Genomic DNA, 24909 nt, shown 5'->3' with positions numbered 1-24909 from the left:
TCACGCGAAGAACTGGATCCACAGCCCCAGCAGGAGCGCATCGATCCCGGCCACGGCCAGTGCCCGACCCTGGACCCAGGAGACGTCCCGCGCCGAGGCGGGGGATCCGGGATCGGCCATCTGCACGGCCATCGCCACCCGCGGGGGAGCTGCGAGAGCCGCCAATGATCCTGCGGCGTTGCCGGCCGCGACGACGGGCATTGCGGCCACGTGCGAAGAGCCGGCCACGGCCGTCAGGGTGCCGGTGAACATCGAATTGGCCCCCGTGTTCGAGCCCGTGAGCACGGCGCCCGCGGAATTGAGCCAGGGAGTGAGCAGGACGAGTCCGGCCGGCAGCGCGGCACCGATGGCCTCACTCATCCCGGTCGTCGTCATGATCCAGCCCATGAGCATGAACGCCGCCGTTCCCACCCCGATGGGCACCCACGATCGTGCGGCCGAGACCATGACACCTCGCCGGCCGGGCACCCTGAGAGAGGCGATGAGACACGCGACGGCCAGCCAGAACGGAGGTGAGGCGATGATCTGGGTGGCCACCGACGGCAGACCCGCATGCAGCCACCGTGCCAGCAGGAGCCCGACGGTCAGGCAGCCGTAGGGCAGCACGGCCAGCCCGAGGTTCCGCGTGAGGCCGGCGCTGCGCTGGCGGAGGATGAAGACGACGCCCATGACGATGATGACGAGGAGCGAGCCGACGATGCCGGCCGGTGCCATGCCGATGACGGAGCTGGCGGCGAGGATGCCCGCCCACATCAGCGCGGCAGCGCCGACGATTCCCAGCGCCGAGGCGGGGGATGGACGCATGATCGCAATCACCGCAACCGTGACGACGATGACCGGGATCGCGTTGAGCCACGCGGTGGTCAGCCCGAGTTCGTCGACGTCGAGACCGGCGAGCGCGGCTGCGACCGTGGTGCCGGGGCCTAGCGCGCCCCACGGGACGGCGATGAGCCCGAGGAGTCCGAGGATCGCCGACTGCCGCAGGGAGCAGCCGAGGTGGCGCAGGACCGGAACCCCGATCGTCACGCCGATCCCGAAGCCGGTGACCGACTCGGCGAACGGGACGAGGCCGAAGACGACGAGCGCGACGCCGAGCGAACGGCTGGGGGAGCGGGATTCGACCCATGAAGAGATCTGCGCCATGGACCCGGCGGACTCGAGCAAGCGCGCGAGCATCATCCCGAACAGCAGGATGAGTGCGACCTCGAGGATGAGTGGGAAATAGTCGATACCGGATTCCACCAGCGCCGAGGTGGGGGTGGGGAAGGCGACCGCGACGAGGATCGCCGCGGCGACGGCTCCGGCGAGCGCCGCGATCCATGAACTCTGCTTGAATAGCAGCAATGCGACGGCCACGAGGATCGGGGCGAGGGCCAACACAGCCATCATGTGCACAAATTTCCTTTGTGAGAAGTAAATCTACTATTCAAGAATAGTCTATGATTCGACCATGGTGAAAGAAGAGGACCTCGGGGCGCGCGTCTTCGGTGCCCGGATCAGAGCGCGGCGCAAATTCAACAACCTCACCCTCAACGAACTCGCAGTCCGGGCGGGTCTGTCCCGCGCGGCGCTGTCGAAGATCGAACGCGGAGAGCAGGACACCTCGGTCTCGAATGCCATGGGCCTCTCCCGTGCGCTCGGCGTCGACGTCGGCGAGCTGCTCGCGGCCCCCGAAGTGACCATCACTCGCGCCGAGGCGATCCCCGCGTCCTCGAAGTTCGGCCCCGGAGTGTGGCGCCGGGACCTGCCCTCGGCGTTCGAGAACATGGACGTCGTCCACTACCGTCTCGATCCGCGCAGTGAGACCTCCGCCTTCGCCGCTCATCGCAGCGGTTCGCGTGAGAGCTTCTTCGTCCTTGCCGGCAGCATCGAGATCGTCACCATCGACCGCCGGACCACCCTCCATGCCGGGGACTGCGCTCAGGCCCCCGGCGATGTTCCGCACCAGCTGGCGAACCCCAACGATGAGCCCGCCGAGCTCATGCTCATCATCGTCTGAACCGCCCGAAACCCCCTTATTACTACCCGGCGGCGGCCCAGCAACCTCGCGCCAGGTTGCTGGGCCGCCGCCGGGTAGTAATAAGGGGCAGGGTCGGAGGGTGGTCTTGACTCGTCGAGGCGAGTCGGCGATCCTTGTTCTGTCCCATTTCCTAAGAAGGACATCTCTGCAGTGAAGTGAATCCTCATGCCGTGATCAGCGGGTGCCACGGGCCCGCAGCGCTTCTGCGTACACGAAATGAGGACCCTCATGCCTACCACAATCACTGTGTCCGAACTGGACTACCGCCTCGGCGACGATACCGAGATCTTCTCCAGTCTCTCCGCCTCCATTCCGGCCGCACTCGTCGGATTGGTCGGTGACAACGGGATCGGAAAATCCACATTCGCGAAGATCCTGGCAGGACTCATTCCCGCCACGGCCGGATCTGTCACCGGTGCGGATGGTGCCGTCTACATCGATCAGCTCCTGCCGCATTCGCAGCAGCGCGTCGATGAGGCTCTCGGCATCGCCGACGTCCGTGATACCCTTCGCCGCGCCCTGGACGGAGACGCCGGCGAAGACGACTTCGTGCTCATCGGGGACGACTGGGACATCGAAGAGCGGGCCCTGGCCGCCACCGCCGATCTCGGGCTGCACCTCGAAGCAGGTGACCTCGACCGCAGCCTCAGCAGCTTCTCCGGCGGGCAGGCCACCCGGATCGGTCTGGCCCGAGCGGCTCTGGCCGGTGTGGCCTGGCTCATCCTCGACGAACCGAGCAACAACCTCGATGAGGACGGGCGCGGACTTCTGCTGACGCTGCTGAGGGCGCGTCGCGGGCCCACCCTGGTCATCTCCCACGACCGCAACCTGCTGACGCATATGGACTCGATCGTCGAGATGACCGACCGTCTGCGTGTCTACGGCGGGAACTTCGACGACTACGAAGCGATGGTCGCTGCCGAAGAGGCGGCGAAGGCCCAGCGCGTCGTCGATGCGAAGAAGGCCCACGCGATCGAGAAGCGCCAACGCATCGATCTCGAGACGAAACTGGCCCGGTCAGAACGCAAGGGAGCCAAAGACAAGGAGAACAAACGCCGTCCCAAGATCGCGATGAACGGGCTGGCGAACTTCGCCGAGAAGTCGGCGGCCAAACGGCGCGGGGACACAGCCGCGGACGAAGCGAAAGCGCAGGCCGATCTCGACGCTGCCAAGGACTCGCTGCGCCGCAGCGCGAGCATGCGGCTCGACCTGCCCGACACTCACGTGCACGCAGGCAAACGCGTCCTGCAGCTCGCCTCGGCGAATCTGGACAGACCCGTCGAGGTCGTCGGACCCGAGCGGATCCGCCTGACGGGACCGAACGGGGCAGGCAAATCCACCCTGTTGGCGGCCGCCATGGCAGCCGCTGACGGACAGGGTGCCGTCGAAACCGGCCCACCGATCACCGAGCTCTTCGGCAATCTGTCGATCACCGTCTCCGTGCCCGTGGCCCACCTCGATCAGCAGTATCGGCTGCCGGCCGAACTCACGGTGATGGAGGCGGTGCGTTCGGGCAATCCGCATCTGGACCCGCATCGCGTCCACGAAGTACTCGCGGCCATGGGGCTGCGCAGAGGTCGCACCGAGCAGATCTGTGGAACCCTGTCCGGCGGGGAGCGCTTCCGCGTCGCTCTGGCCGCAGGACTCCTGCAGGAGCCTGCCCCGCAGCTGCTCGTGCTCGACGAGCCGGGCAACAACCTCGACCTGTCCTCACTCGAGGCGCTGGTGACCGCGCTCGACGGATTCGGGGGAGCGATGATCGTGGTCACCCACGATGACCGGCTCGCATCGGAACTCGCCGTGGACACCGAATGGGACGTGCGGGAATTTCTGGGGTCCGAATCCGTTGACTTGGACAGATGAACCGTCGATCTCAACCGTCGGACAGAGTCGGGCACGGCACCGGCGGAAAGCGAGCCTGGCACGCTTGCCGACCTGCGGCGGCCAAGGATGATGAGAGGTGAGCATGAGCTGTTTTGACTGCACTGGGATAATGGTTTCGTGAGTGTTATCAGCCCAGCCTCAGAAACCGTGTCCCCGGCCGCCGCAGCACCCCTGCGCATCGGCCCCATCGAGCTGTCCTCACCGGTCGTGCTCGCACCGATGGCCGGGATCACGAACACCGCCTTCCGTCGCCTGTGCCGCGAATACGGAGCCGGACTCTACGTCACCGAGATGGTCACCACCCGGGCCCTGGTCGAGCGCAGTCCGAAGACGATGCGCATCATCCACCACGAACCGTATGAGACCCCGCGCTCGGTCCAGCTCTACGGCGTCGACCCGGTGACGATGGGCCAGGCCGTGCGGATGCTCGTCGACGAGGATCGCGCCGATCACATCGACCTCAACTTCGGCTGCCCCGTGCCCAAGGTCACCCGCAAGGGCGGCGGCTCGGCCCTGCCGTGGAAGCAGGACCTGTTCACCGCCATCGTCACCACCGCGGTCAAGGAGGCCTCGCGCGGGGGCATCCCCGTGACCGTGAAGATGCGCAAAGGCATCGACGCCGATCACACCACCTTCCTCGACGCCGCTGAGACCGCGCGCAACGCCGGGGTCGCCGCCGTCGCGCTGCACGGCCGCACGACCGCCGACCTCTACTCGGGGACGGCGGACTGGGAGGCGATCGCCCGACTCAAGGACCACCTCGGCGACACCGTTCCCGTGCTCGGAAACGGCGACATCTTCGCCGCCGAGGATGCCCTGGACATGATGGCCAAGACCGGCTGCGACGGCGTCGTCATCGGCCGCGGCTGCCAGGGCCGACCCTGGCTCTTCGGCGACCTCGCGAACGCGCTGAACGGCAGTGAGGAACGCCATCGTCCCGGCCTCGCCGAGGTGGCCCGTGCCGTGTACAAGCACGGCGAATACCTCGTCGACCATTTCGAGGACGAGTTCTACGGTGTCCGTGACCTGCGCAAGCACATCGCGTGGTACTTCAAGGGCTACCCGGTCGGGGGAGAGCTGCGCAGCCAGCTGGCGATGGTCTCCTCGCTCGAGGAACTGGCCGGACTGCTCGAACAGCTCGACAAGGACGCCCCGTATCCCGGAGAGGCAGCCGAAGGCTCGCGCGGGCGCACGACGAGGCCGAAGCGTCCGCACCTGCCCGAGGGCTGGTTGGATTCCCGCATCTTCGACCCCAGCGGCAGATCGCTGCTGTCCGAGGCCGAACTCGACATCTCGGGAGGATGAGCATGTCCTTCGACACTCACCCGCGCGCCTCCGTGCGGACAGGGACCGTGGCGGTGTATACGTCGCGTGACGAGGAACGGTGGGTGAGCGAACCGGCGAAGAATCCGCGGCGTTCGGCCTTCCAGCGCGATCGCGCCCGCGTCCTCCATTCCGCGGGTCTGCGCCGCCTCGGGGCGAAGACGCAGGTGGTCTCTCCCGGCACCGATGACTTCGTGCGCACCCGGCTCACCCACTCCCTCGAGGTGGCTCAGGTCGGTCGTGAACTCGCCCGCTACCTCGGCTGCGACCCCGACATCGTCGACACCGCCTGCCTGTCCCACGACCTCGGCCACCCTCCCTTCGGACACCACGGTGAGACGATCCTCGACGCTCTGAGCAAGGACATCGGCGGGTTCGAAGGCAATGCGCAGACCCTGCGCCTGGTCACCCGGATCGAACCGAAGGTCATCGGCGCCGACGGCAGGCCGGCCGGACTCAACCTCACCCGCGCCAGCCTCGACGCCCTCACGAAATATCCGTGGCCGCGGGCCGAAGCCACCGCCGGCCGCCGCGACTCAGGGGTGCGCAAGTTCGGCGTCTACGACGACGACACCGATGTCTTCGACTTCTACCGCGAGGGCATCGCGAACGGGCAGAAATGCATCGAGGCCCAGGTCATGGACCTAGCCGACGACATCTCGTATTCCGTCCACGACGTCGAGGACGCGATCGTCGCCGGCCACCTCGACCTCGCCGACTTCGCCTCCGGCACTGTGGGGGAGGCCCGCCGGACCGAACTCTTCGAGATCACCCGCCAGTGGTACCTGCCGTCAACGAGTGATGCGGAGATGGACAAGGCGCTCGGCCGTCTGCAGGCAACCGCCTACTGGCCGAGTGAGGCCTTCGACGGGTCCCGTCGGGCCCAGGCCGGCCTCAAACACATGACCAGCCAGCTCATCGGCCGCTTCGTCGGCGCCGCGGAATCAGCGACCCGTGAGGAGTCCGGGTGGGAGCCGCTGGCCCGCTACTCGGCCTCCCTCGTCGTGCCCGAAGCCACCTCCATCGAGATCGCCGTGCTCAAGGGCATGGCCACCCTCACAGTGATGGTCGCCGAGGACCGACTGCGGCTGCACGACATCCAGGCCGCCGTCATCGGCGCACTCGCCGAGTGGTATTCGGAGAACCCGGAGAAGCTCGATCCGATGTTCCGCGCCGACCACGCCGAGGCCGCGAACGACTCGGTTCGCCTGCGGGTCATCGTCGATCAGATCGCCTCCCTGACCGACCATTCGGCCTGGGCGCTCTACCACCACCTCAACGCCGGGGCGGGGGATCGGCTCTAGACCATGGCCGGACTCATCAAGCGCGAGGACATCGACGAACTGCGCACCCGCACGCGCATCGACGAGGTGATCGGGGAGTTCGTCACCCTCAAGACCGCCGGCATCGGCTCGCTCAAGGGACTGTGCCCCTTCCACGACGAGAAGACCCCGTCGTTCACCGTGCGCCCGCAGGTCGGGATGTACCACTGCTTCGGCTGCGGTGAGTCCGGGGACGTGTTCACCTTCCTCCAGAAGGTCGAGCAGCTCAGCTTCGTCGAAGCCGTCGAGACACTGGCCGGCAAGGCCGGAATGCACCTGCGCTACGAGGACGGCAAGGGGCCCGACCGCGAACAGGCGAGTCGGCGGCAGCGCCTGCTCGAGATGCACGAGGTCGCCCAGCGCTTCTTCACCCAGCAGCTCGACGCCGAGGCCGGACGGATCGGACGTGACTTCCTCACCGGTCGCGGTTTCCCACCCGAGTCCAGCCGTGAGTTCGGCATCGGCTTCGCCCCGAAGTCCTGGGACGCCCTGACCGCCCACCTGAGACGAGCCGGCTTCACCGACGAGGAGATCCTCGCCGCGGGACTGGCCAGCGAGGGCGGCCGCGGCATCTACGACCGGTTCCGGGGACGGGTGATCTGGCCGATCAAGGACATGACGGCCCGCACCATCGGATTCGGCGCTCGTCGACTCTATGACGACGACAAAGGCCCGAAGTACCTCAACACCCCGGAGACCGCGCTCTACCACAAGAACCAGGTCCTCTACGGGCTCGACCTGGCCAAGAAGTCGATCGCGAAGACCAAACGGGTCGTCGTCGTCGAAGGCTACACCGACGTCATGGCCGCGCACCTGGCCGGAGTCGAACAGGCCGTGGCCACGTGCGGAACGGCCTTCGGCGCCGAGCACGTCAAGATCATCCGCCGACTCCTCGGCGACGACCCCACCGGACAGGTGATCTTCACCTTCGACGGCGATGCGGCAGGTCAGAAGGCCGCGCTCAAGGCCTTCGAGTTCGAGAGCCTGTTCACCGCGCAGACCTTCGTCGCCGTCGAACCCGATGGGCTCGACCCCTGCGACCTGCGCATGCGGAAGGGCGATGCCGCCCTGAGGGAACTCATCGACGGGTGCAAACCCCTGTTCGAATTCGTCATCACCACCGCCATCTCCCGGTTCGACCTCGACACCGTGGAAGGCCGCATCTCCGCAGTGAAGGCCGCCGCCGAGGTGCTCACCGACATCCGGGATCAGGGCAGCCTCACCCACTACTACCGGTTCGTCGCCGGCCGCATCGGCGTCGACATCGACGAAGTCGAATCCGCCGTCCGGACGGCGCAGCGCCGCCCGCGACAGAATCGGCAGCAGAGCACCGAGGCGGCTCCGCGGCAGCCGTCGTACCGTGACGGTCCGCCGCCGAGCGAACGTATGAGCGGGGCCGCTCACCGGGACCATGGGACAGGTCCGAGACAGCCGAACCCGGGGGCAGCCTCGGCGGGGGAGACCGGCGACGATAGGAGCATCGAATACGTCTACGATGAACGTCCCGACGTCTCCAACCTCTCGGCGCCGATCAGCCCGACGCGGCTGAAGACCGAAAAAGGCGCGCTCATGGTCGCTCTCCAGCACCCCGAGGCCGTCAACGCGAAGCTCTTCGACTCGCTGTCGTCGAAGGCCTTCGAACACCCCGGGTACCGGCGGATCCAGGACGCGATCAAGCAGGCCGGGGGACTGACCTCGGCAGGAGCCGAGCAGTCGAAGTGGGCAGAACGGGTCCTCGAGGCCAGCGATGACGAGCTCAAACCCTATGTCGCCCAGCTGCTCGTCTCACCGCTGCCGATCATCGAAGGCACGGAAACCAGCCGCTTCGCCCGGGGAATCGTCGCGCGTCTGTTCGACCACGACCTCGAGCGCATCGCCAAGGAGCTCCACTCTCGGCTGCAGCGCCAGGACACGGCCGACGGTGCGGGACAGGCGGCGCTGCTCGGCCAGCTGCAGACGCTCGAGCAGCACCGTGCCAGGCTGAAGACGCTCATGTGAGTTCTGCGGTGCAGGAAGTCCGTGCCGAATCGGAGGCGGTTCAATCGCAGGTCTTCGGTTGGTGAGAACCTGCGTGAGGTGCAAGCATGGTCTCATGCCTGCCGAAGAATCCCTGCGCTCGAAGAAGGCGCGGATGACTCGAAACGCCCTCCACGAGGCTGCGATCACCCGCGTCCTCGAGGACGGACTCGCTGCCGCCACTGTCGCGACCATCGCCGCCGACGCGGGCGTGTCCACCCGCACCTTCTTCAACTACTTCGACACCAAAGAGGACGCGATCGTCGGACTCGGCGCCGATGTCAGCGTCGACGAGGGCCTCGCCGACGACTACGTCCATTCCGATTCCGGGCTGAGCGCTCTGGCCGAGGAGACAGCACGCTTCGTCCGCGAGGCTCTGCTCATCGGCTCGGTCGACCCCGAGCTGCCGGCGCGCCGGCGTCGTCTCTTCGCCCTCTACCCGGAGCTCGTGAGCAAGAGCTTCGACCGGGCCGAAGCCCTCGAAGAGATCGTCGCCGGACATGTGCTGCGCCGACTGCGACACCTCGGCCAGGAATTCTCCACCGAGGACTCCGCCTGGCGCAGTGCGCGCATGCTCACCCAACTCTGCCGCGTCCCCCTCAACCATGCGGGCCAGACGATCAAGCGCAATCCCGAGGCGGTCGAGGAGAAGGGCGGCACGCCGGCGATCTTCGACGACTCCCTGGGTCTCTTCCTCAAGGTCCTTGACCGACTCCGGTGAACTGTCCTCGGTGAGCCAGCCTCGGTGAGCCAGCCTCGGTGAAGCAGCCTCGGCGCTCGGGCGGACCAAATCCGTTAGTCTGGCAGAAAGCACCCTGCCGGAGGAGATGAGGAATGACGGTACTGACGATTCTCAACGCGCCCGGGACCGAGATCCCCGCCCTGCTCACCGACCTGGGGGAGCGGGACGGCGTCGAGCTGCGGATCGCCGAGGCGGACACGCTGGGCCAGGCGCTGCCGGGCACCGATGTGCTGCTGATGTGGGACTTCTTCTCCACCGCGCTCAAGGACGCCTACGGCCACGCCGACCGACTCGAATGGGTGCATGCGGCGGCCGCAGGCGTCGACTCCCTCCTCTTCGACGAACTCGTCGACTCACCGGTGACGGTGACCAATGCGCGTGGGATCTTCGACCGTCCGATCGCCGAATTCGTGCTCAACTACATCCTCATGCACGCGAAGAGCGCGATCGGCTCCCTCGCCGATCAGCGTGAGGCGAAATGGAACCGGCGATCGACTCGTGACATCACGGGTTCCACAGCGCTGGTCGTCGGCACCGGGGCGATCGGTCGGGAGATCGCCCGACTGCTCACAGCCGTGGGCATCGACGTCACAGGGGCCGGTTCCCGCGCCCGCAGCGGGGACGCCGATTTCGGTGAGGTCATCGACTCGGCCACCCTGCCCGAGCACGTCGCCGGCTTCGACTGGGTGGTCGACATCGCGCCTCTGACCGAGCGGACGGAGAGGCTCATCAACGCCGAGGTGTTCGCGGCCATGGACGACACCGCCGTGTTCATCAATGTCGGTCGCGGCGACACCGTCGACACCGATGCCCTCGTCGACGCATTGCGCACCGGCCAGATCGCCGGAGTCGGCCTCGACGTCTTCGATGAGGAACCGTTGCCTGCCGGGCATCCGCTGTGGGCGATGGACAACGTCATCATCACTCCGCACATGAGCGGGGACACCGACGGGTGGCGGATGCGCTTGGCGAGTCAGTTCCACCGGCTCTTCGAGCAGTACCTGGGCGGCGAAGCCTTCCCGCACACCGTCGACAAGACCGTCGGGTACGTCCGTTGAGTCAGGCTGAGGACCCTCGGGCCGACGGCTCTCGGGCAGACGGTGTGCAGGGTGCCGGCCGCCAGGCTGACGGTGCTCACGCCGACGACGCTCAGGCAGATCGGGCGTATCTGGCTCGGGTGCTCGCCGAACTCATCGCGGTGCGCCGTGCCCGGCTGCTGAGCATGCTCGTGCTGGCCGGCGCGATGCTCGTGGCCGGTCTGGGTGCCGCCCTGCAGGCACAGGGCGATCACATCGATGCGGTGCTGCTGTTCTCCGCCTTCAGCCTCATCATGATCGGCATCGTCTGCGCGCTCGGAGCGATCATCGCGTGGACCCGGATCAACCGCGACATCCTCGACTCGGTCGCAGCGACCCGACCTGCGAAGGCGAAGGCCCCGCGCACCCGCTCAGCAGGAATGGCCGTGGCCATCGGCTTCGTCGTGGTGGGAATCCTGTTCGGAGTGCTGCTGTGGTCGCAGACCCCGATCCTCGCCGGAGCCGTCGTGCTGGCCTGCCTGCTGCTGGCCTGCCTGGGACCGATCTGGGCGGGGGAGCTCTCAGCGGCCGATGACCGGCTGGCCGTCATCCTCGACAGCGACGATGAACTCGCCGCTCGATTCGCCGACTTCACACCGATCTGGCTGCACGAGGCGATGGAGGCCGACGCCGCGGAGTGATGCGGTGTGGCGTGGATTCTCCTACGGAAACGACCCGTATGCGGCACGCCTACGAAAGCGGACCACTCTCGGCTAGGCAGCCTAAGTCTGGAACTGGGCTGCTCAGCCGAAAGTGGGCCGAATCGCCGATGTCCTTCAGCGCCTCACCAAGGAATCATCACAGGATTCGGTGAGCCGCCTCGGCGATATCAGCTGCTCTGCGAGATCAGGGGAATGCGGGAACGTCGACGTCGGCCATCTTCGCCACACAGCGGATGACCTGGCAGGAGTAGCCGAACTCGTTGTCGTACCAGACGTAGACGACGACGCGGTCGTCATCGACGATCGTGGCAAGTCCGTCGACGACGCCGGCGCGCTTCGAACCGACGAGGTCGGTCGAGACGAGCTCAGGGGAGGTGACGTAGTCGACCTGGTTGCGCAGGCTCGAATGCATCGAGACCTCGCGCAGGAAGGTGTTGAGCTCGTCGACGCTCGTCGCGGTCTCGAGGTTGAGGTTGAGGATCGCCATCGACACGTTCGGGGTGGGAACGCGGATCGCGTTGCCCGAGAGCTTCCCGGCCAGCTCAGGCAGCGCCTTGGCCACGGCCTTGGCGGCGCCGGTCTCGGTGAGCACCATGTTCAGCCCGGCCGCACGACCGCGTCGCGAACCCTTGTGGAAGTTGTCGATGAGGTTCTGGTCGTTCGTGAACGAGTGCACCGTCTCGACGTGACCGTTGCGCACACCGAACTTGTCGTTGATGGCCTTGAGCACGGGAGTGATCGCGTTCGTCGTGCAGGACGCGGCCGAAACGATCCGGTCGGAGTCGAGGATCGCATCGTCGTTGACACCGAAGACGATGTTCTTGACATCACCCTTGCCGGGCGCGGTGAGCAGGACCTTCGCGGCTCCCGGGCAAGCGAGGTGCTTGGCCAGCCCGTCCTCGTCGCGCCACTTGCCGGTGTTGTCGACGATGATCGCATTGTCGATGCCGTAGGAGGTGTAGTCGACCTGCGAGGGATCGTCGGAGTAGATGACCTGGATGAGGGTGCCGTTGGCCTGGATGGTGTTGGCCACCTCGTCGACGACGATGCTGCCGTCGAAGGCCCCGTGGACCGAGTCACGGCGCAGCAGCGAGGCACGCTTGATGATGTCGTTCTCACCATTGCGGCGCACGACGATGGCGCGCAGGCGCATCCCGGTGCCGCCGGCGCGGTCGATGAGGATGCGGGCGAGCAGACGGCCGATGCGACCGAATCCGTAGAGGACGACATCGCGGACCTCACCCTTGCCCGACTGGGAGTCGACGACCTCGGCGAGTGCTTCGGCCAGGTAGGCGTCGATATCGCCGCTCGGATCGTCCATCTTCTCGACGAGGCGGCCCAGATCGATGCGCGCCGGTGCCAGGTTGAGTCCGGCCAGGGCGCTGACGATGCGGTGGGTGACCTCGATGTCGAGGTCCTCGCCGAGGAAGTGGCGGGCGTAGCGGTGCGCCTTGATCATGCCGGTCACCGACTTGTTCAGCAGCGACCGTCCGAACAGCGTGAGCAGCACGTCGTTCTCGCGGTACAGGCGTCCGACTAGCGGAATGAGTTCCTCGGCGGCGGTCTGCTTCTTCGCCCAATCGTTCAGGCGTGCCGTCGTTGCGTCAGTCAAAGGTCGTGTCCCCTCGGTCAGTTGAAACGGATGCGGGCTCAGTCTATCGCTTCGCCTATTCCTCAGCCGACCGGTGCTCCTCCCAGCGCCTGAAGCCGAGCAGGGTCAGCGTGACGATCCCGGCACCGGCGAGCAGCGCGCCGAGGCTCTGTGCCTGCACCTTGGGTTCGACGAAGCGGTATTCCGGTTCCTCCTCCTGCAGCCGCGGCGGGTTCGCGGTGCCGATCCATGCGGCGATGAAGAGGACGATGCGGGCGAACACATTGAGGGTGAGCATGATCGCGATGATCGAGCCGAAGACACCCGCGGCCTTGTTGCCCGAGAAGAGATTGATCAACACGGTGGAGAAGTTGATGAGGATGACGAACGCCACCGCGCCGATGAGTGAACCGCGGATCTTGGCCCGTTTGTCCACCGGCTTCTCCGGCAGCATCGTGAACAGGAACATGAAGATCAGCCAGGCCGCTGCGAAGACGAGCAGCAGCGGGACGATGAAGAGCAGGCTGCCGGCGAATCCGCCGAGACCGAGGAGGTCGGCGATGACCGACCGCAGTCCGGTGCCGACGACGGTGAGCGCCACAGCAATGAGGAGACCGACGATGAGACCGATGAGGGTGACGACGTTGTTCAGGATCTTCTTGACGAAGGACTTCTCCACGACATCGTCGAAGTCCTCATGCAGCTGGGCACGGACAGCCGCACCGAGGTTGCCGATGAATCCCTGCCCTGTGTAGAGGCCGGTGATGATACCGATGATCCCCACACCCTGCCAGTCGAGCAGATAACTCTCGAGCTGCTCTGTCAGAGAGGAGTTGCCTGCCGTGAACGACTCGATCTGCTCGGTGGCCATGGACAGCAGGTCGGGGCGGGCGACGTCGAGGACGAAACCGATGCTCGCGAGGCTGACCATCGCGATGGGCATGACCGCGAGGACGAGGAAGTAGGTGATCGCAGCACCGAACTGGTTGCCCAGACGCTGGCCGAAACGCTGAACGGCGCGCATGAGGTGTGCGGGTCCCGGCCGGTTGACGGCGTTGTGGCCGGCCTCGGCGACGTTGTTGCGCGAGGCCAGTACTTTGGCTGGTGCCACGTGGTTGCTCCTTCGATGTCGATGGCAGAAGTGCCTTCGATTCCTCCCTGAGGTGTCCGTTTCCACACTAGCCGCTGTGAGCGCACTGTGAGCGGCAGGCCGCGCCCTTATCTAGACTTTTGCCCATGCCGATTTCTCTAGCAACCGGTTCTGCTCCCGATTTCGTGCTCACCTCCGAGGGCGGTGCAGCTGAGAACCTCAGCGGGTTCTCCGCCTGGACTGTGACCGTCATGGAAGCCCTGGGGCCACTCGGCGTCGGATTCATGGTGTTCCTCGACAACATCTTCCCGCCGATCCCCAGCGAGCTCGTGTTGCCCTTGGCCGGCTTCACTTCGAGCCAGGGTCAGATGAACATCGTGCTGGCCATCGTCTGCGCGACCCTCGGTTCGCTGATCGGTGCGATCATCCTATGGGCCCTGGGCAAGTGGATCGGCATCGAGCGCATCGCCCGCATCGCGGTGAAGATGCCACTCGTCGACGTCGACGATGTCCACAAGACCGTCGACTGGTTCGACCGGCACGGCGACAAGGCGGTGTTCTTCGGCAGGATGATCCCCATCTTCCGTTCACTGATCTCGATCCCCGCGGGCATGCGGGACATGCGCCTGGCCAAGTTCGTGGCCCTGACGACGGCCGGCAGCGCCATCTGGAACACCATCCTCATCATCGCCGGCTTCTACCTGGGCGAGAACTGGGCGGTCGTCGAGACCTACGCCGGGTACTTCCAGAAGATCGTCATCATCGCCGTCGTCGTCTTCCTCATCGTGTGGATCGTGCTCAAGGTCCGCAAACACCGGCGGAAGCGGGCGGCAGGCATCGACGATTCCCGCGCCGACGTCATCGAACCCGGAGAATTCGACTCCTGATCACTTCGTCCAGGCGGCAGCCGTGTGATCGAACGGCACCTCTTCGCCCGGCTTGACCGGTCCCGGAGGAGTGCCGTCGCCGAAGGGCGAACCGCCGAACTTCCGGTCGCGTCCGTGGTCGCTGAGCCAACCGGAGAGGTCGGGCCCCTGGGGAACGATCTGCGTCGGGTTCACGTCCTGGTGGACGATGTAGTAGTGCTGTTTGATCTGCACGAAGTCGATGGTGTCCCCGAAGCCGGGCGTCTGGTAGAGGTCTCGGGCGTAGCCCCAGAGGTTCTCGAACGCCGTCAGCGGCTGACGGTTGCACTTGAAGTGGCCGAAGTACACAGGGTCGAAGCGGGCGAGCGTGGTGAAGAGTCGGACGTCCGCCTCGGTGATGGTCTCACCCATGAGGAAGCGGGACGTGCTCAGACGCTCCTCGACGATGTCGAGAGCGTTGAACAGGCGGTCGAAGGCCGCCTCGTAGGCTTCTTGTGATCCGGCGAACCCGCATCGGTAGACCCCGTTGTTGATCTCCGTGTAGATGTGGCGCATCACCTTCGCCATCTCGTCCCGTGACTCCTCGGGCCAGAGATTCGGGGCGCCCTCACGGTGATAGTCCGTCCACTGTGTGAAGAAGTCCTCGGTGATCTGGGGGAAGTCGTTGGTCACGACGACCCCGGTGGGGACATCGACCATGGCGGGCACGGTGATGCCGCGCGGATAGTCGGGAAAGCGGGCGAAGAACGCCTGCTGCAGGCGCTCGATGCCGAGGACCGGGTCGACGCCGCCGGGATCGAGGTCGAAGGTCCAGGACCGGGCATCGTGGGTGGGACCGGGCATGCCGAGCGAGATGACGTCCTCGAGCCCGAGGAGCCGGCGGACGATGATCGTGCGGTTGGCCCACGGGCACGCACGCGCTGCGATGAGGCGGTAGCGGCCGGGTTCGACGGGCCACTGGGCACCAGGATCATAGAGGATGCGGTCTTCGATGTAGTTCGTGTCTCTGTTGAACTCCTGCCCCGCGGCTACGTAGCTGGGTGTGTGATCGGTGTCCTCGGACATGAGTGTCGCCTCCATCGGATCGGTGAGAATCGGCTCCTGCCCTCAGCTTACGACGGGTGCCCCGGCCTCGGCGACCGTGTCGGCCAACGACGAGAAGGCCCGGGCGCGAACCCATGATGAGTTCATGCCCGGGCCGATTTCCGGTGATCGCGGCTGATCGGTGTGCGATCGCCGCTGAACGGCGCGTGATCGCCGCCGATCGGTGCCGCTCGGCGGCTGCGACCGATCAGTCCGCGTAGATCGCTTCGATGTCCTCGGCGAAGTCCTTGTTGATGAGGTGGCGCTTGACCGACTGCTTGGCCGACAGGTAGCCGTTCTCCTCGGTGAGTTCGATCGGCAGAATCGTGAACTTCTTGATTCCCTCCGCGCGCGAGACCGTCTTGTTCACCTGCTCGACCGCCTTGGCGACCTCGGCGTGGATCGTGTCGTCGTCGGCGGCTTCGTGAAGATCCATCTGCGGCAGGTCGTGGTTCTTCAGCCAGCCCGGCAGCATCTCCGAGTCGAGGAAGATGAGTGCGGAGACGAACTTGCGGTTCTCGCCGACGAGCACCGGCTGCCCGATGATCGGGTGACGGCGGAGGATGTCCTCGAGTGGTGCGGGGGCGATGTTCTTGCCGCTGGAGGTCACGAGGATCTCCTTCTTGCGCCCGCTGATGGTGAGGTAGCCGTCCTCGTCGAGGGAGCCGAGGTCACCGGTGCCGAACCAGCCGTCGTGGAATTCCTTGGCCGTGGCCTCCGGGTTGTCCCAGTACTCGCGGAAGATCGGCACGCCCTTGGCCAGCACCTCGCCGTCCGGAGCGATCGCCACCGAGACTCCCGGCAGCGGAACCCCGACGGTGCCGATCTTCGACCTCTCGGGAACATTCACGGTGATGGGCGCAGTGGTCTCGGTGAGTCCGTAGCCTTCTAAGACGATGATGCCGAGCCCGCGGAAGAAGTGACCCAGGTGGGCTCCGAGCGCCCCACCGCCGGAGACCGCATGAGTGACGTTGTTGCCCATCGCCGCCCGCAGCTTCCGATAGACGAGTCGGTCGAAGAGGGCATGCTGAAGCTTGAGGCTCATCGGCACCTTGCCGGTGTCGAGCGCCTTCGAGTAGGCGACGGCGACCTGCTCGGCACGGCGGAAGATCTTCTCGTTGCCGCCGGCCTGAGCGGTTGCCAGCGCGGAGTTGAAGACCTTTTCGAAGACGCGTGGGACACCGAGGATGAACGTCGGGTGGAAGGTGCCCATCGCATCGGTGAGCTTCGTCAGATCGGACTGGTGGGCAAGCAGTGCTCCGTTGCTGATGGCGAGGACCTCGATGAAGCGCGCGAAGACGTGAGCCTGCGGGAGGAAGAGCAGGCAGCGCATCGACGTGTCCAGAGCGCTGGGGATCTGATAGCGGGCCGCCTGCCCGGTCTGAACGAAGTTCGCGTGGGTGAGCACGCAGCCCTTCGGTTTGCCGGTGGTGCCGGAGGTGTAGATGATCGTGGCCACGGAGTCGGATCCGACCTGGGAGCGAGCGGACTCCAGCTCTTCATCGCTGATGTCCTTGCCGGCCTCGGCGAGCTCGGCGAAGGCGCCGTCCTCCCAGACCCTGAGCGCAGGCTCGGGGCGTCCGGCGGCAGCGGCCGCCGCGCGCACCCGTTCGGCGTGCTCACGTGTGGCGACGAGCCCGCGAGAGACATCGGCATTGGTGAGCATCCAGCTCAGCTGCGCCTCGGACGAAGTGTCGTAGAACGGCACCGAGATGCCGCCGGCATACCACACGGCGTAGTCGCTGAGCGTCCATTCGTAGGCGGTGGGCCCGAAGATCGCGATCCGATCGCCGACGCCGACGCCGAGGGCGATGAGCCCCTTCGCCGCCGCGCGCACCTCGGCGAGGAATTCTGCACCCGACAATTCGAGCCAGCCTTCCCCGTCGGGCTTGGCGACCATCGGACGACTCGGGTCCTCGGCGACTGTGCGGAGGAAGACATCGGTGGTCGAGGAGGTGGAATCGACCTCGAAGCCGACGACGGGGGTTGACGACTGCGGCATTGTCGTTGGGCTCATGGGTCTCCTTCGAAGACGTAAGTTACTGCCCGGTTATCTTACAGTTCAGCCAGGTCTCAGTGAAATCGATCACGTTTCCCGGGCGATCCACGCGCTCGATGCCCTGTGAGCAGTCTAACCAAGACGGATCAGGGAGTGTTCAGAGTACGATGGACGGAATCCGCCCACACCCGCTCAGTGAAGGAAGGTAATGACGACGAACCCTGAGGAGACCGGTTTCCGCTATGACGCGGCGCTGGCCGAGAAGATCGAGAAGTCGTGGCAGCGCACATGGGAGACATCGGGAACGTTCCACACCCCGAACCCCACCGGAGACCTCAGCGAGCCCGCTTCCCAGGACACCCCGTCGCCATACAGCCCGCCCGCCGATCTCAGTGAGCGCGAATCCCTCTACATCATGGACATGTTCCCGTATCCCTCGGGCGTCGGCCTGCACGTCGGCCACCCCCTGGGATATCTGGGCACCGACGTCTACGGCCGCTACCAGCGGATGCGCGGCCACAACGTCATGCACGCCCTGTCCTACGACGCCTTCGGTCTGCCCGCTGACCTCTACGCGGTCCAGACCGGGCAGCATCCGCGGATCACCACCGATGCCAACATCGCGAACATGACCGAGCAGCTGCGCCGTCTGGGCCTGGCGCACGACGTCCGCCGTCGCTTCGCTACGACCGACGACGAGTTCGTCAAGTGGACGCAGTGGATCTTCCTGCAGATCTTCAACTCCTGGTACGACCCCGAGGCGGACACCCCCGACGGCGAGGCCAAAGGACGGGCGCGTCCGATCGAGACGCTGATCGACCAGTTCGCCTCCGGCTCTCGCCCGACCCCGGACGGTCGCGCCTGGGCTGATCTGACCGGTGCCGAACGCGAAGACGTTCTGCAGGGCTACCGTCTGGCCTATGTCTCCGAATCGCCGGTCAACTGGTGCCCGGGACTGGGCACCGTGCTGGCCAATGAGGAGGTCACCGCGGAAGGGCTGTCCGAGCGCGGCAACTACCCGGTCTTCACCCGCCGTCTGCGCCAGTGGAACATGCGCATCACCGCCTACGCCGACCGTCTCATCGACGACCTCGACGCCCTCGACTGGCCCAACGCGATCCACGCGATGCAGGTCAACTGGATCGGCCGCTCGAAGGGTGCGCTGCTGCGCCTGCCCGTCGCCGGCGAGTCCTCGTCCGAGGTCGAGGTCTACACGACCCGCCCGGACACCCTCTTCGGCGCCACCTACCTCGTGCTCAGTCCCGAGCACCCGCAGGTCGCGTCGCTGACCGCTGCGTCCTGGGACGAATCCACGCCCGAATCCTGGCGCGGGGGTCAGCCCACCCCCGCCGAGGCGATCGCCGCCTACCAGCGTGCCGCCGCTGCGAAGACCGACGCCGATCGGCAGCAGAGCCGCGAGAAGACCGGCATCTTCACCGGCTCCTACGCATCCAACCCGGCCACGGGTGCGCAGGTGCCGATCTTCGTCGCCGACTACGTCCTCATGGGCTACGGCGCCGGTGCGATCATGGCTGTGCCAGGCGAGGACGCCCGTGACTGGGACTTCGCGAAGGCCTTCGGCCTGCCCTATATCCGCACCGTCCAGCCGCCGGCCGATCACGACGAGGACACCCCGTTCACCGGCACCGGCGCGATGATCAATTCGGCGAATGCCGAGATCGACATCAACGGCCTCGACATCGAAGCGGCGAAGGCCGCCGTGACGACGTGGCTGAAAGACAAGGGACTGGCCACTGAGTCCACGCAGTACCGTCTGCGCGACTGGCTGTTCTCCCGGCAGCGCTACTGGGGAGAGCCGTTCCCGATCGTCTACGACGAAAACGGCACCCCCATCGCCCTGCCCGATGAGATGCTGCCCGTGCAGCTGCCCGAGGTCGATGACTTCGCGCCGCGCACCTATGCGCCCGACGATGCCGACAGCCGACCGGAACCCGCGCTGAGCCGCAATGCCGAGTGGACGAGTGTCGAGCTTGACCTCGGCGACGGTCCGAAGACCTATCAGCGCGAGACGAACACCATGCCCAACTGGGCCGGTTCGTCGTGGTATCAGCTGCGCTACGCCGATCCGCACAACGACGAACGCCTCGTCGACCCAGCTAACGAGGAATACTGGCTGGGTCCGCGGGCCTCGAAGCCGCGCGGCGGCGCCGACCTCTATGTCGGCGGTCAGGAGCATGCCGTGCTCCACCTGCTCTATGCCCGGTTCTGGCACAAGGTGCTCTTCGACCTCGGCCACATCTCCTCCTCGGAGCCCTTCCACCGCCTGGTCAACCAGGGCTACATCCAGGCGTACGCCTACACCGACGCCCGCGGAGTCTACGTTCCCGCCGCCGAAGTGGAGGAACGCACAGAGAGCAACGGTGAGCTGACGTTCTGGTACAACGGCGAGCAGGTCAACCGCGAATACGGGAAGATCGGCAAGTCGCTGAAGAACTCCGTCATGCCCGATGAGATGTATGACGCCTACGGGGCCGACACCTTCCGCGTCTATGAGATGTCGATGGGACCATTGGAGCAGGATCGTCCGTGGGAGACCCGTGCCGTCGTCGGCGCTCACCGCTTCCTGCAGCGGGTGTGGCGTCTCTTCGTCGACGAGACCACCGGCGAGTCCGTGGTGCGTGAGGGCGAAGCCGACGAGGAGTCGCTCAAGGTCCTGCACCAGGTCATCAGCGGTGTCCGCGAGGACATGGACCATCTGCGCTTCAATACCGCGATCTCCAAGCTCATCGTGCTGACGAACCACGCGACGAAGCAGGGCGGGGCAACCCGTGACCTCCTCGAACCGCTGACGATCATGCTCGCTCCGTTCGCGCCGCACCTGGCCGAGGAGCTGTGGGCGCGTCTCGGTCATGAATCGACGGTCACCTATGCCACGTTCCCCGAGGCGGACCCGCGTCACCTCGTCGCCGATACCGTCACGTGCGTGGTGCAGGTCAAGGGCAAGGTGCGCGCCCGCCTCGAGGTCGATCCGGATATCGACGCCGCCGAGCTGGAGAAGCTCGCCCTGGAGTCGCCGAATGCCGTCAAGGCCCTCGGCGGAGCCGGGGTGCGCAAGGTCATCGTGCGTGCCCCGAAGCTCGTCAACATCGTCCCCGACGCGTAAGGCACGGTTGACACATCGCCGTAACACGGGATCTGGGAGACTGCACGAGTACTTGCGGCGATGAGCGCCGAATCGCCCCCGACTATGACTGGTGAGAGCATGACGAACGACAGAGCTCAGGATGAGATCCGGCACGCCCTCGGCGTGCGACCGCGGATCGACCCGGCTACGGAGATCGAGCGGAGGGTCGAATTCCTCGTCGACTATGTGCTCACCACCGGGGCCAAGGGGCTGGTGCTGGGCATCAGCGGCGGTCAGGACTCGACCCTGGCCGGGCGTCTGTGCCAGCTGGCGGTGGAGGACCTGCGCCGTCGCGGTGCTCAGTCCGAGTTCTGGGCTGTGCGGCTGCCCCACCACGTCCAGGCCGATGAGTCAGACGCCCAGGATGCGCTGTCCTTCATCAGCGCCGACCATGAGGTGTCCATCAACATCGGTGCGGCCACCGACGCCGCCGCGAAGGAATATGCGGAGGCGACCGGCGAGGCGATCACCGACTTCGGCAAGGGCAATGTCAAGGCCCGGATGCGCATGATCGCGCAGTTCGAACTGGCAGGGGAGAAGCGCCTCCTCGTCGTCGGCACCGATCATGCCGCCGAGGCGGTCACCGGGTTCTTCACGAAGTTCGGCGACGGAGCCGCCGACGTCATCCCCCTGTCGGGACTGAACAAGCGGCAGGGACGAGAACTGCTGAGCCACCTCGGCGCTCCCGATCATCTCATCGTCAAGCCGCCGACCGCGGATCTGCTCGACGAGGATCCCGGGCAGACCGACGAATCATCGCTGGGGCTCAGCTACGACCAGATCGACGACTTCCTCGAGGGGAAGGAGATCGAGCCCGCAGCCGCCTCGGCGCTCATCGAGAAATACCGCCGGTCCGAGCACAAGCGGCGCACACCGGTGGCACCGACGGACACGTGGTGGATCCGGCACTGACCCGGACGGGCCTGTTCTGATCGGGGCCGCAAGGGAAACGACCGCCGCTGACGCATTCGTCGGCGGCGGTCGTTTCGTATGTGGACCGGTTCGGTCGGTGGGGGCTCAGTCGGTGAACGGGGGTGCGCCGGAGACGAGTCCGAGTTCGAGGGCCGTCTGGTTGAACTCCCAGCGGGAGGAGACGAAGTCGTCGCTGAGGCGCTCACCCCGGCTGCGCGCCTCCGTGTACTCCCGCCATCCGTCCTCGCGGGTGTCACCGGGGCGGATCTCGCGGGTTGAGGAGTCGTCGGCCGAGACCGCGGTCTCCTCGTTGACCCAGATCGACAGGCCCTCGGCGGCGCGGTAGAGGTTCATGAACGCGGTGTGCGAGCGAGGATTGTCGAAGCTCGACTTCTTGAACTCCTGGCAGAACGTGTGCAGCGGTTCGAGTTCGTTGACCGCGAGGGTGCCGAAGGTCGCGTCGAGGCGCAGCGATTGGACGAGCCCGCCCGAGTCGGGGAGCAGCTCGAGGATGCGACGGGCTCGCTTCTCGTCGGGCAGCAGCTCGACGGCCTCTTCGACCGGGGTCAGGCCGAGGGTGTCCATCCGTCCGCGTTCGACGCTGAGCTGCTGACGCAGGGCATCGATCTGCTGCTGGGCGCGGCGCCATTCGCCGTGGAACAGCAGCAGGGCCGCGATCATGCCCAGGCACAGGACGAGGCCGATGATCCAAGCCGCGCCGTGGAGTCCGGGAATCGCGAACGCCACGATTCCGAGCACGGTGAGCACCGCGATCGTCACGGCCGCCGGTGAGTTGGTGAGGAAATCCAGGAAACGCTTCACATTTCCAAGCCTACTGTTTCAACCTCCACATATCGTGCAACCGGGTGGCATATAGTGTGGTGCGAAAACGCATGCCTATACGCAGGAGAGCTCAGCTTGAAGATTTCAGTCATCGGTTGCGGGTATCTGGGTGCGGTGCATGCGGCGGCGATGGCCTCTTTGGGGCACGAGGTCGTCGGAGTCGACGTCGACGAAGGCAAAGTCGAGGCTCTGTCATCGGGTCGTCCGTCATTCTTCGAACCGGGGCTCGGTGAACTGCTGGTCAGGGCTCAGGACAAGGGCCGCCTCGAGTTCACCACCGATGTCTCCCGTGCCGCCGAGGCGGTCGTGCACTTCGTGTGCGTGGGCACTCCGCAGAAGCCCGGCGAGTTCGCCGCCGACGTCACCTATGTCGATGCGGCCGTGGAATCGCTGCGTCCCCACCTGACTCCGACGTCGGTGGTTGTGGGAAAGTCCACCGTTCCCGTGGGCACTGCGGACCGTCTCGCGAAGGTCATCGCGGAGACGGGTGCGACGATGATGTGGAATCCCGAGTTCCTGCGCGAAGGGCATGCCGTCGACGACACCCTGCATCCGAACCGTCTTGTCTACGGCGTGACCGACGGTGACGTCGGGCACCGAGCGGCGGCGACTCTCGATGAGGTGTACGCGACGATGCTGGCCGAGGACACGCCGCGGATGATCACAGACTTCGCGACCGCGGAGCTGGTGAAGACGGCAGCGAATTCGTTCCTGGCCACGAAGATCTCGTTCATCAACGCCATGGCCGAACTCTGCGAGGCCTCCGGCGCCGACGTCACCCAACTCGCTGATGCGATCGGCATGGATGATCGGATCGGACGGAAGTTCCTCAACGCCGGACTCGGCTTCGGCGGCGGCTGCCTGCCCAAGGACATCCGCGCGTTCATGGCCAGGGCCGGTGAGCTCGGCGCCGATCAGGCGGTGGCGTTCCTCAAGGAGATCGACTCGATCAACATGCGCCGTCGCGTGCGCATGGTCGACATCGCCCGCGACGCGTTGGGCGGGTCGTTCATCGGCAAGAAGATCACGGTGCTGGGTGCGGCGTTCAAACCCGACAGCGATGACGTCCGGGACTCCCCGGCATTGGCCGTGGCCCGCCTCATCGCCACACAGGGCGGCATCGTCACCGTCACCGACCCGCAGGCCATCGGCAATGCACAGCGGGCGTTCCCGGAACTCGGGTACGTCGCCGACACCTCGGAGGCGCTGACCGGGGCCGATGCGGTGCTGCTGCTGACCGAGTGGAAGGAATACCGGGAGCTCGATCCGGCGGCCACGGCCGAGCTCGTGGTCGGCAAGGTCCTCGTCGACGGACGCAATGTGCTCACGCCCGAACTGTGGCGGGGCGCCGGCTGGACCTATCGCGCCCTGGGCCGTCCATGAGGGTCGGGCTCGTCACCGACTCGACGGCGCAGCTGACACTGCCCGAGCGGAACCGGCTGACCGAGGTCACCGGCGGTCTGTTCCGGATCGTCCCGCTGACCGTGCTCATCAACGGAATCGCCCACACCGACGGGGAACTTGCTCCCAGCGTCCTCTGCCATCATCTGTCCGACCGGGCGGAGGTCACGACGTCGATGGCCACTCCCGCCCAGTTCGCCGCCGCATTCCGGGAACTCATCGACGACGGCGCGGAAGCGATCATCGTCGTCACGATGTCCGGGGAGCTCTCGGGCACGCGGGATTCCGCGGTGACGGCCGCCGCCGACGTCCCCGTGCTCGTCGAGGTCGTCGACTCACGCACCACCTCGGCGGGGCTGGCCGGGGCCGTGTCCGTCGCGGCCGCGGGCATCGCTGCCGGTGAGTCGGTGTCATCGGTCACCGGGACCGTCGCCGACTGGTGTGCGAGCGAGACCGTGACGATCTTCGCTCCCGAAACCCTCGAATACCTTCGCCGAGGCGGCCGCATCGGAGCCGCGTCCTCCCTCCTCGGTCGCGCCCTGCAGATCGTGCCCGTCCTCGGACTCAAGTCCGGAGTGGTCGTTCCGATCGCGCGCGTGCGCACCCGCGGCAAGGCCCTCCAGCGGATGAGCGCGATCGCCGCCGAGACTGCCGCCGACCTCGCGGTCGAACCCGCGGAACTGCAGGCCGAGATCCAACAGTCGGAGGGCCTCACAGACGATCGTGACGTCATCGAACTCGACCAGCTGCTGACCGCCCGCGGCTTCACGACGAGCTTCCGCACGCTCTCGCCGATCATCACCGCCCACGTCGGCCCCGGCGCCCTCGGCGTTTCGGTGCAGACGAAGCCGTAAGGGGCCTCACTCCGACGCCGCATCCTGTGGACAGCGCCTCGACTCCACCGTCGTGAGCCTGTGGACGCAGACACGGTGTC

General features: G+C 66.2%; 19 protein-coding genes. 13 read left to right on the top strand and 6 right to left on the bottom strand.

What is annotated here, in order from left to right; all coding sequences use genetic code 11:
• Positions 1-1389 carry an L-lactate permease gene (locus J9314_RS10585; protein WP_210602367.1) on the bottom strand — a complete coding sequence of 463 codons (1389 nt, stop codon included), beginning with the start codon at positions 1387-1389 and terminating at the stop codon, positions 1-3.
• A gap of 61 nt (positions 1390-1450) precedes the next feature.
• Here J9314_RS10585 and J9314_RS10580 point away from each other — a divergent pair, with 61 nt between their 5' ends.
• The 8 genes from J9314_RS10580 to J9314_RS10545 all read left to right on the top strand — a co-directional run bounded on the left by J9314_RS10580 (position 1451) and on the right by J9314_RS10545 (position 11024).
• Positions 1451-1999: a helix-turn-helix domain-containing protein gene (locus tag J9314_RS10580; RefSeq protein WP_210602366.1), complete on the top strand. Its 549-nt coding sequence runs from the start codon at positions 1451-1453 to the stop codon at positions 1997-1999.
• 249 nt (positions 2000-2248) lie between these two features.
• Entirely contained in the window at positions 2249-3883 is a 1635-nt protein-coding gene (locus J9314_RS10575) for an ATP-binding cassette domain-containing protein (RefSeq protein ID WP_210602365.1), read from the top strand.
• Between the two features lie 138 nt (positions 3884-4021).
• Complete coding sequence (gene dusB, locus J9314_RS10570) at positions 4022-5209, top strand: tRNA dihydrouridine synthase DusB (protein WP_425514157.1); 1188 nt, start codon at positions 4022-4024, stop codon at positions 5207-5209.
• A 2-nt stretch (positions 5210-5211) separates the two neighbouring features.
• On the top strand, positions 5212-6531 hold the full coding sequence (locus J9314_RS10565; protein ID WP_210602364.1) for a deoxyguanosinetriphosphate triphosphohydrolase: 1320 nt from the start codon (positions 5212-5214) through the stop codon (positions 6529-6531).
• Between the two features lie 3 nt (positions 6532-6534).
• Positions 6535-8547 carry a DNA primase gene (gene dnaG, locus J9314_RS10560; RefSeq protein ID WP_210602363.1) on the top strand — a complete coding sequence of 671 codons (2013 nt, stop codon included), beginning with the start codon at positions 6535-6537 and terminating at the stop codon, positions 8545-8547.
• Positions 8548-8641: 94 nt separating this feature from the next.
• Entirely contained in the window at positions 8642-9286 is a 645-nt protein-coding gene (locus J9314_RS10555; protein ID WP_210602362.1) for a TetR family transcriptional regulator, read from the top strand.
• Between the two features lie 113 nt (positions 9287-9399).
• Positions 9400-10365: a D-2-hydroxyacid dehydrogenase gene (locus tag J9314_RS10550; protein ID WP_210602361.1), complete on the top strand. Its 966-nt coding sequence runs from the start codon at positions 9400-9402 to the stop codon at positions 10363-10365.
• Entirely contained in the window at positions 10362-11024 is a 663-nt protein-coding gene (locus J9314_RS10545) for a hypothetical protein (RefSeq protein ID WP_246490331.1), read from the top strand. The genes J9314_RS10550 and J9314_RS10545 overlap by 4 nt, the downstream gene beginning before the upstream one ends.
• A 205-nt stretch (positions 11025-11229) precedes the next feature.
• Here J9314_RS10545 and J9314_RS10540 read toward each other — a convergent pair whose 3' ends face one another.
• Both J9314_RS10540 and J9314_RS10535 read right to left on the bottom strand, forming a co-directional pair.
• On the bottom strand, positions 11230-12657 hold the full coding sequence (locus J9314_RS10540) for a glyceraldehyde-3-phosphate dehydrogenase (RefSeq protein WP_181273407.1): 1428 nt from the start codon (positions 12655-12657) through the stop codon (positions 11230-11232).
• Between the two features lie 55 nt (positions 12658-12712).
• A complete protein-coding gene (locus J9314_RS10535) occupies positions 12713-13747 on the bottom strand; it encodes a YhjD/YihY/BrkB family envelope integrity protein (RefSeq protein WP_181273408.1) in 1035 nt (344 codons plus the stop codon).
• Between the two features lie 125 nt (positions 13748-13872).
• On the opposite strand from J9314_RS10535, the gene J9314_RS10530 reads away from it, so the two are divergent.
• The gene (locus J9314_RS10530; protein ID WP_425514156.1) at positions 13873-14613 is read left to right on the top strand and encodes a DedA family protein; all 741 of its coding nucleotides are present in this window, start codon (positions 13873-13875) and stop codon (positions 14611-14613) included.
• Here the strand turns inward: J9314_RS10530 and J9314_RS10525 are convergent, their stop codons facing one another.
• Both J9314_RS10525 and J9314_RS10520 read right to left on the bottom strand, forming a co-directional pair.
• Positions 14614-15657 (bottom strand): glutathione S-transferase family protein, encoded by a 1044-nt coding sequence (locus J9314_RS10525; protein WP_210602360.1) that lies wholly within the window; start codon positions 15655-15657, stop codon positions 14614-14616.
• 226 nt (positions 15658-15883) lie between these two features.
• The gene (locus J9314_RS10520; RefSeq protein ID WP_210602359.1) at positions 15884-17692 is read right to left on the bottom strand and encodes an AMP-dependent synthetase/ligase; all 1809 of its coding nucleotides are present in this window, start codon (positions 17690-17692) and stop codon (positions 15884-15886) included.
• A gap of 190 nt (positions 17693-17882) precedes the next feature.
• On the opposite strand from J9314_RS10520, the gene leuS reads away from it, so the two are divergent.
• Together leuS and nadE are read left to right on the top strand one after the other, a co-directional pair.
• A complete protein-coding gene (gene leuS / locus J9314_RS10515; protein WP_210602358.1) occupies positions 17883-20798 on the top strand; it encodes a leucine--tRNA ligase in 2916 nt (971 codons plus the stop codon).
• 99 nt (positions 20799-20897) lie between these two features.
• On the top strand, positions 20898-21731 hold the full coding sequence (nadE, locus tag J9314_RS10510) for an ammonia-dependent NAD(+) synthetase (RefSeq protein WP_210602357.1): 834 nt from the start codon (positions 20898-20900) through the stop codon (positions 21729-21731).
• Positions 21732-21836: 105 nt separating this feature from the next.
• Here nadE and J9314_RS10505 read toward each other — a convergent pair whose 3' ends face one another.
• Positions 21837-22553 (bottom strand): hypothetical protein, encoded by a 717-nt coding sequence (locus tag J9314_RS10505; RefSeq protein WP_246490330.1) that lies wholly within the window; start codon positions 22551-22553, stop codon positions 21837-21839.
• A 96-nt stretch (positions 22554-22649) separates the two neighbouring features.
• On the opposite strand from J9314_RS10505, the gene J9314_RS10500 reads away from it, so the two are divergent.
• The gene (locus J9314_RS10500; protein ID WP_210602356.1) at positions 22650-23957 is read left to right on the top strand and encodes a UDP-glucose dehydrogenase family protein; all 1308 of its coding nucleotides are present in this window, start codon (positions 22650-22652) and stop codon (positions 23955-23957) included.
• Entirely contained in the window at positions 23954-24829 is an 876-nt protein-coding gene (locus J9314_RS10495) for a DegV family protein (RefSeq protein ID WP_210602355.1), read from the top strand. The genes J9314_RS10500 and J9314_RS10495 overlap by 4 nt, the downstream gene beginning before the upstream one ends.
• The last annotated feature ends 80 nt before the right edge of the window (positions 24830-24909 follow it).

Origin of the sequence: Brevibacterium oceani, from assembly GCF_017948325.1 — a bacterium.
GTDB lineage: Bacteria > Actinomycetota > Actinomycetes > Actinomycetales > Brevibacteriaceae > Brevibacterium > Brevibacterium oceani.
Note: the sequence above shows the minus strand (reverse complement) of the source record. Positions and strands in the feature narration are given on the sequence as shown.

Excerpts from the sequence above, each read along its gene's own strand:
- J9314_RS10565 (WP_210602364.1), top strand. The coding sequence starts at position 5,212 with ATGTCCTTCGACACTCACCCGCGCGCCTCCGTGCGGACAGGGACCGTG.
- J9314_RS10525 (WP_210602360.1), bottom strand. The coding sequence starts at position 15,657 with ATGTCCGAGGACACCGATCACACACCCAGCTACGTAGCCGCGGGGCAG.
- J9314_RS10520 (WP_210602359.1), bottom strand. The coding sequence starts at position 17,692 with ATGAGCCCAACGACAATGCCGCAGTCGTCAACCCCCGTCGTCGGCTTC.
- nadE (WP_210602357.1), top strand. The coding sequence starts at position 20,898 with ATGACGAACGACAGAGCTCAGGATGAGATCCGGCACGCCCTCGGCGTG.
- J9314_RS10580 (WP_210602366.1), top strand. The coding sequence starts at position 1,451 with ATGGTGAAAGAAGAGGACCTCGGGGCGCGCGTCTTCGGTGCCCGGATC.
- dnaG (WP_210602363.1), top strand. The coding sequence starts at position 6,535 with ATGGCCGGACTCATCAAGCGCGAGGACATCGACGAACTGCGCACCCGC.
- J9314_RS10550 (WP_210602361.1), top strand. The coding sequence starts at position 9,400 with ATGACGGTACTGACGATTCTCAACGCGCCCGGGACCGAGATCCCCGCC.
- J9314_RS10575 (WP_210602365.1), top strand. The coding sequence starts at position 2,249 with ATGCCTACCACAATCACTGTGTCCGAACTGGACTACCGCCTCGGCGAC.
- J9314_RS10495 (WP_210602355.1), top strand. The coding sequence starts at position 23,954 with ATGAGGGTCGGGCTCGTCACCGACTCGACGGCGCAGCTGACACTGCCC.
- J9314_RS10530 (WP_425514156.1), top strand. The coding sequence starts at position 13,873 with ATGCCGATTTCTCTAGCAACCGGTTCTGCTCCCGATTTCGTGCTCACC.
- J9314_RS10585 (WP_210602367.1), bottom strand. The coding sequence starts at position 1,389 with ATGATGGCTGTGTTGGCCCTCGCCCCGATCCTCGTGGCCGTCGCATTG.
- leuS (WP_210602358.1), top strand. The coding sequence starts at position 17,883 with ATGACGACGAACCCTGAGGAGACCGGTTTCCGCTATGACGCGGCGCTG.
- J9314_RS10555 (WP_210602362.1), top strand. The coding sequence starts at position 8,642 with ATGCCTGCCGAAGAATCCCTGCGCTCGAAGAAGGCGCGGATGACTCGA.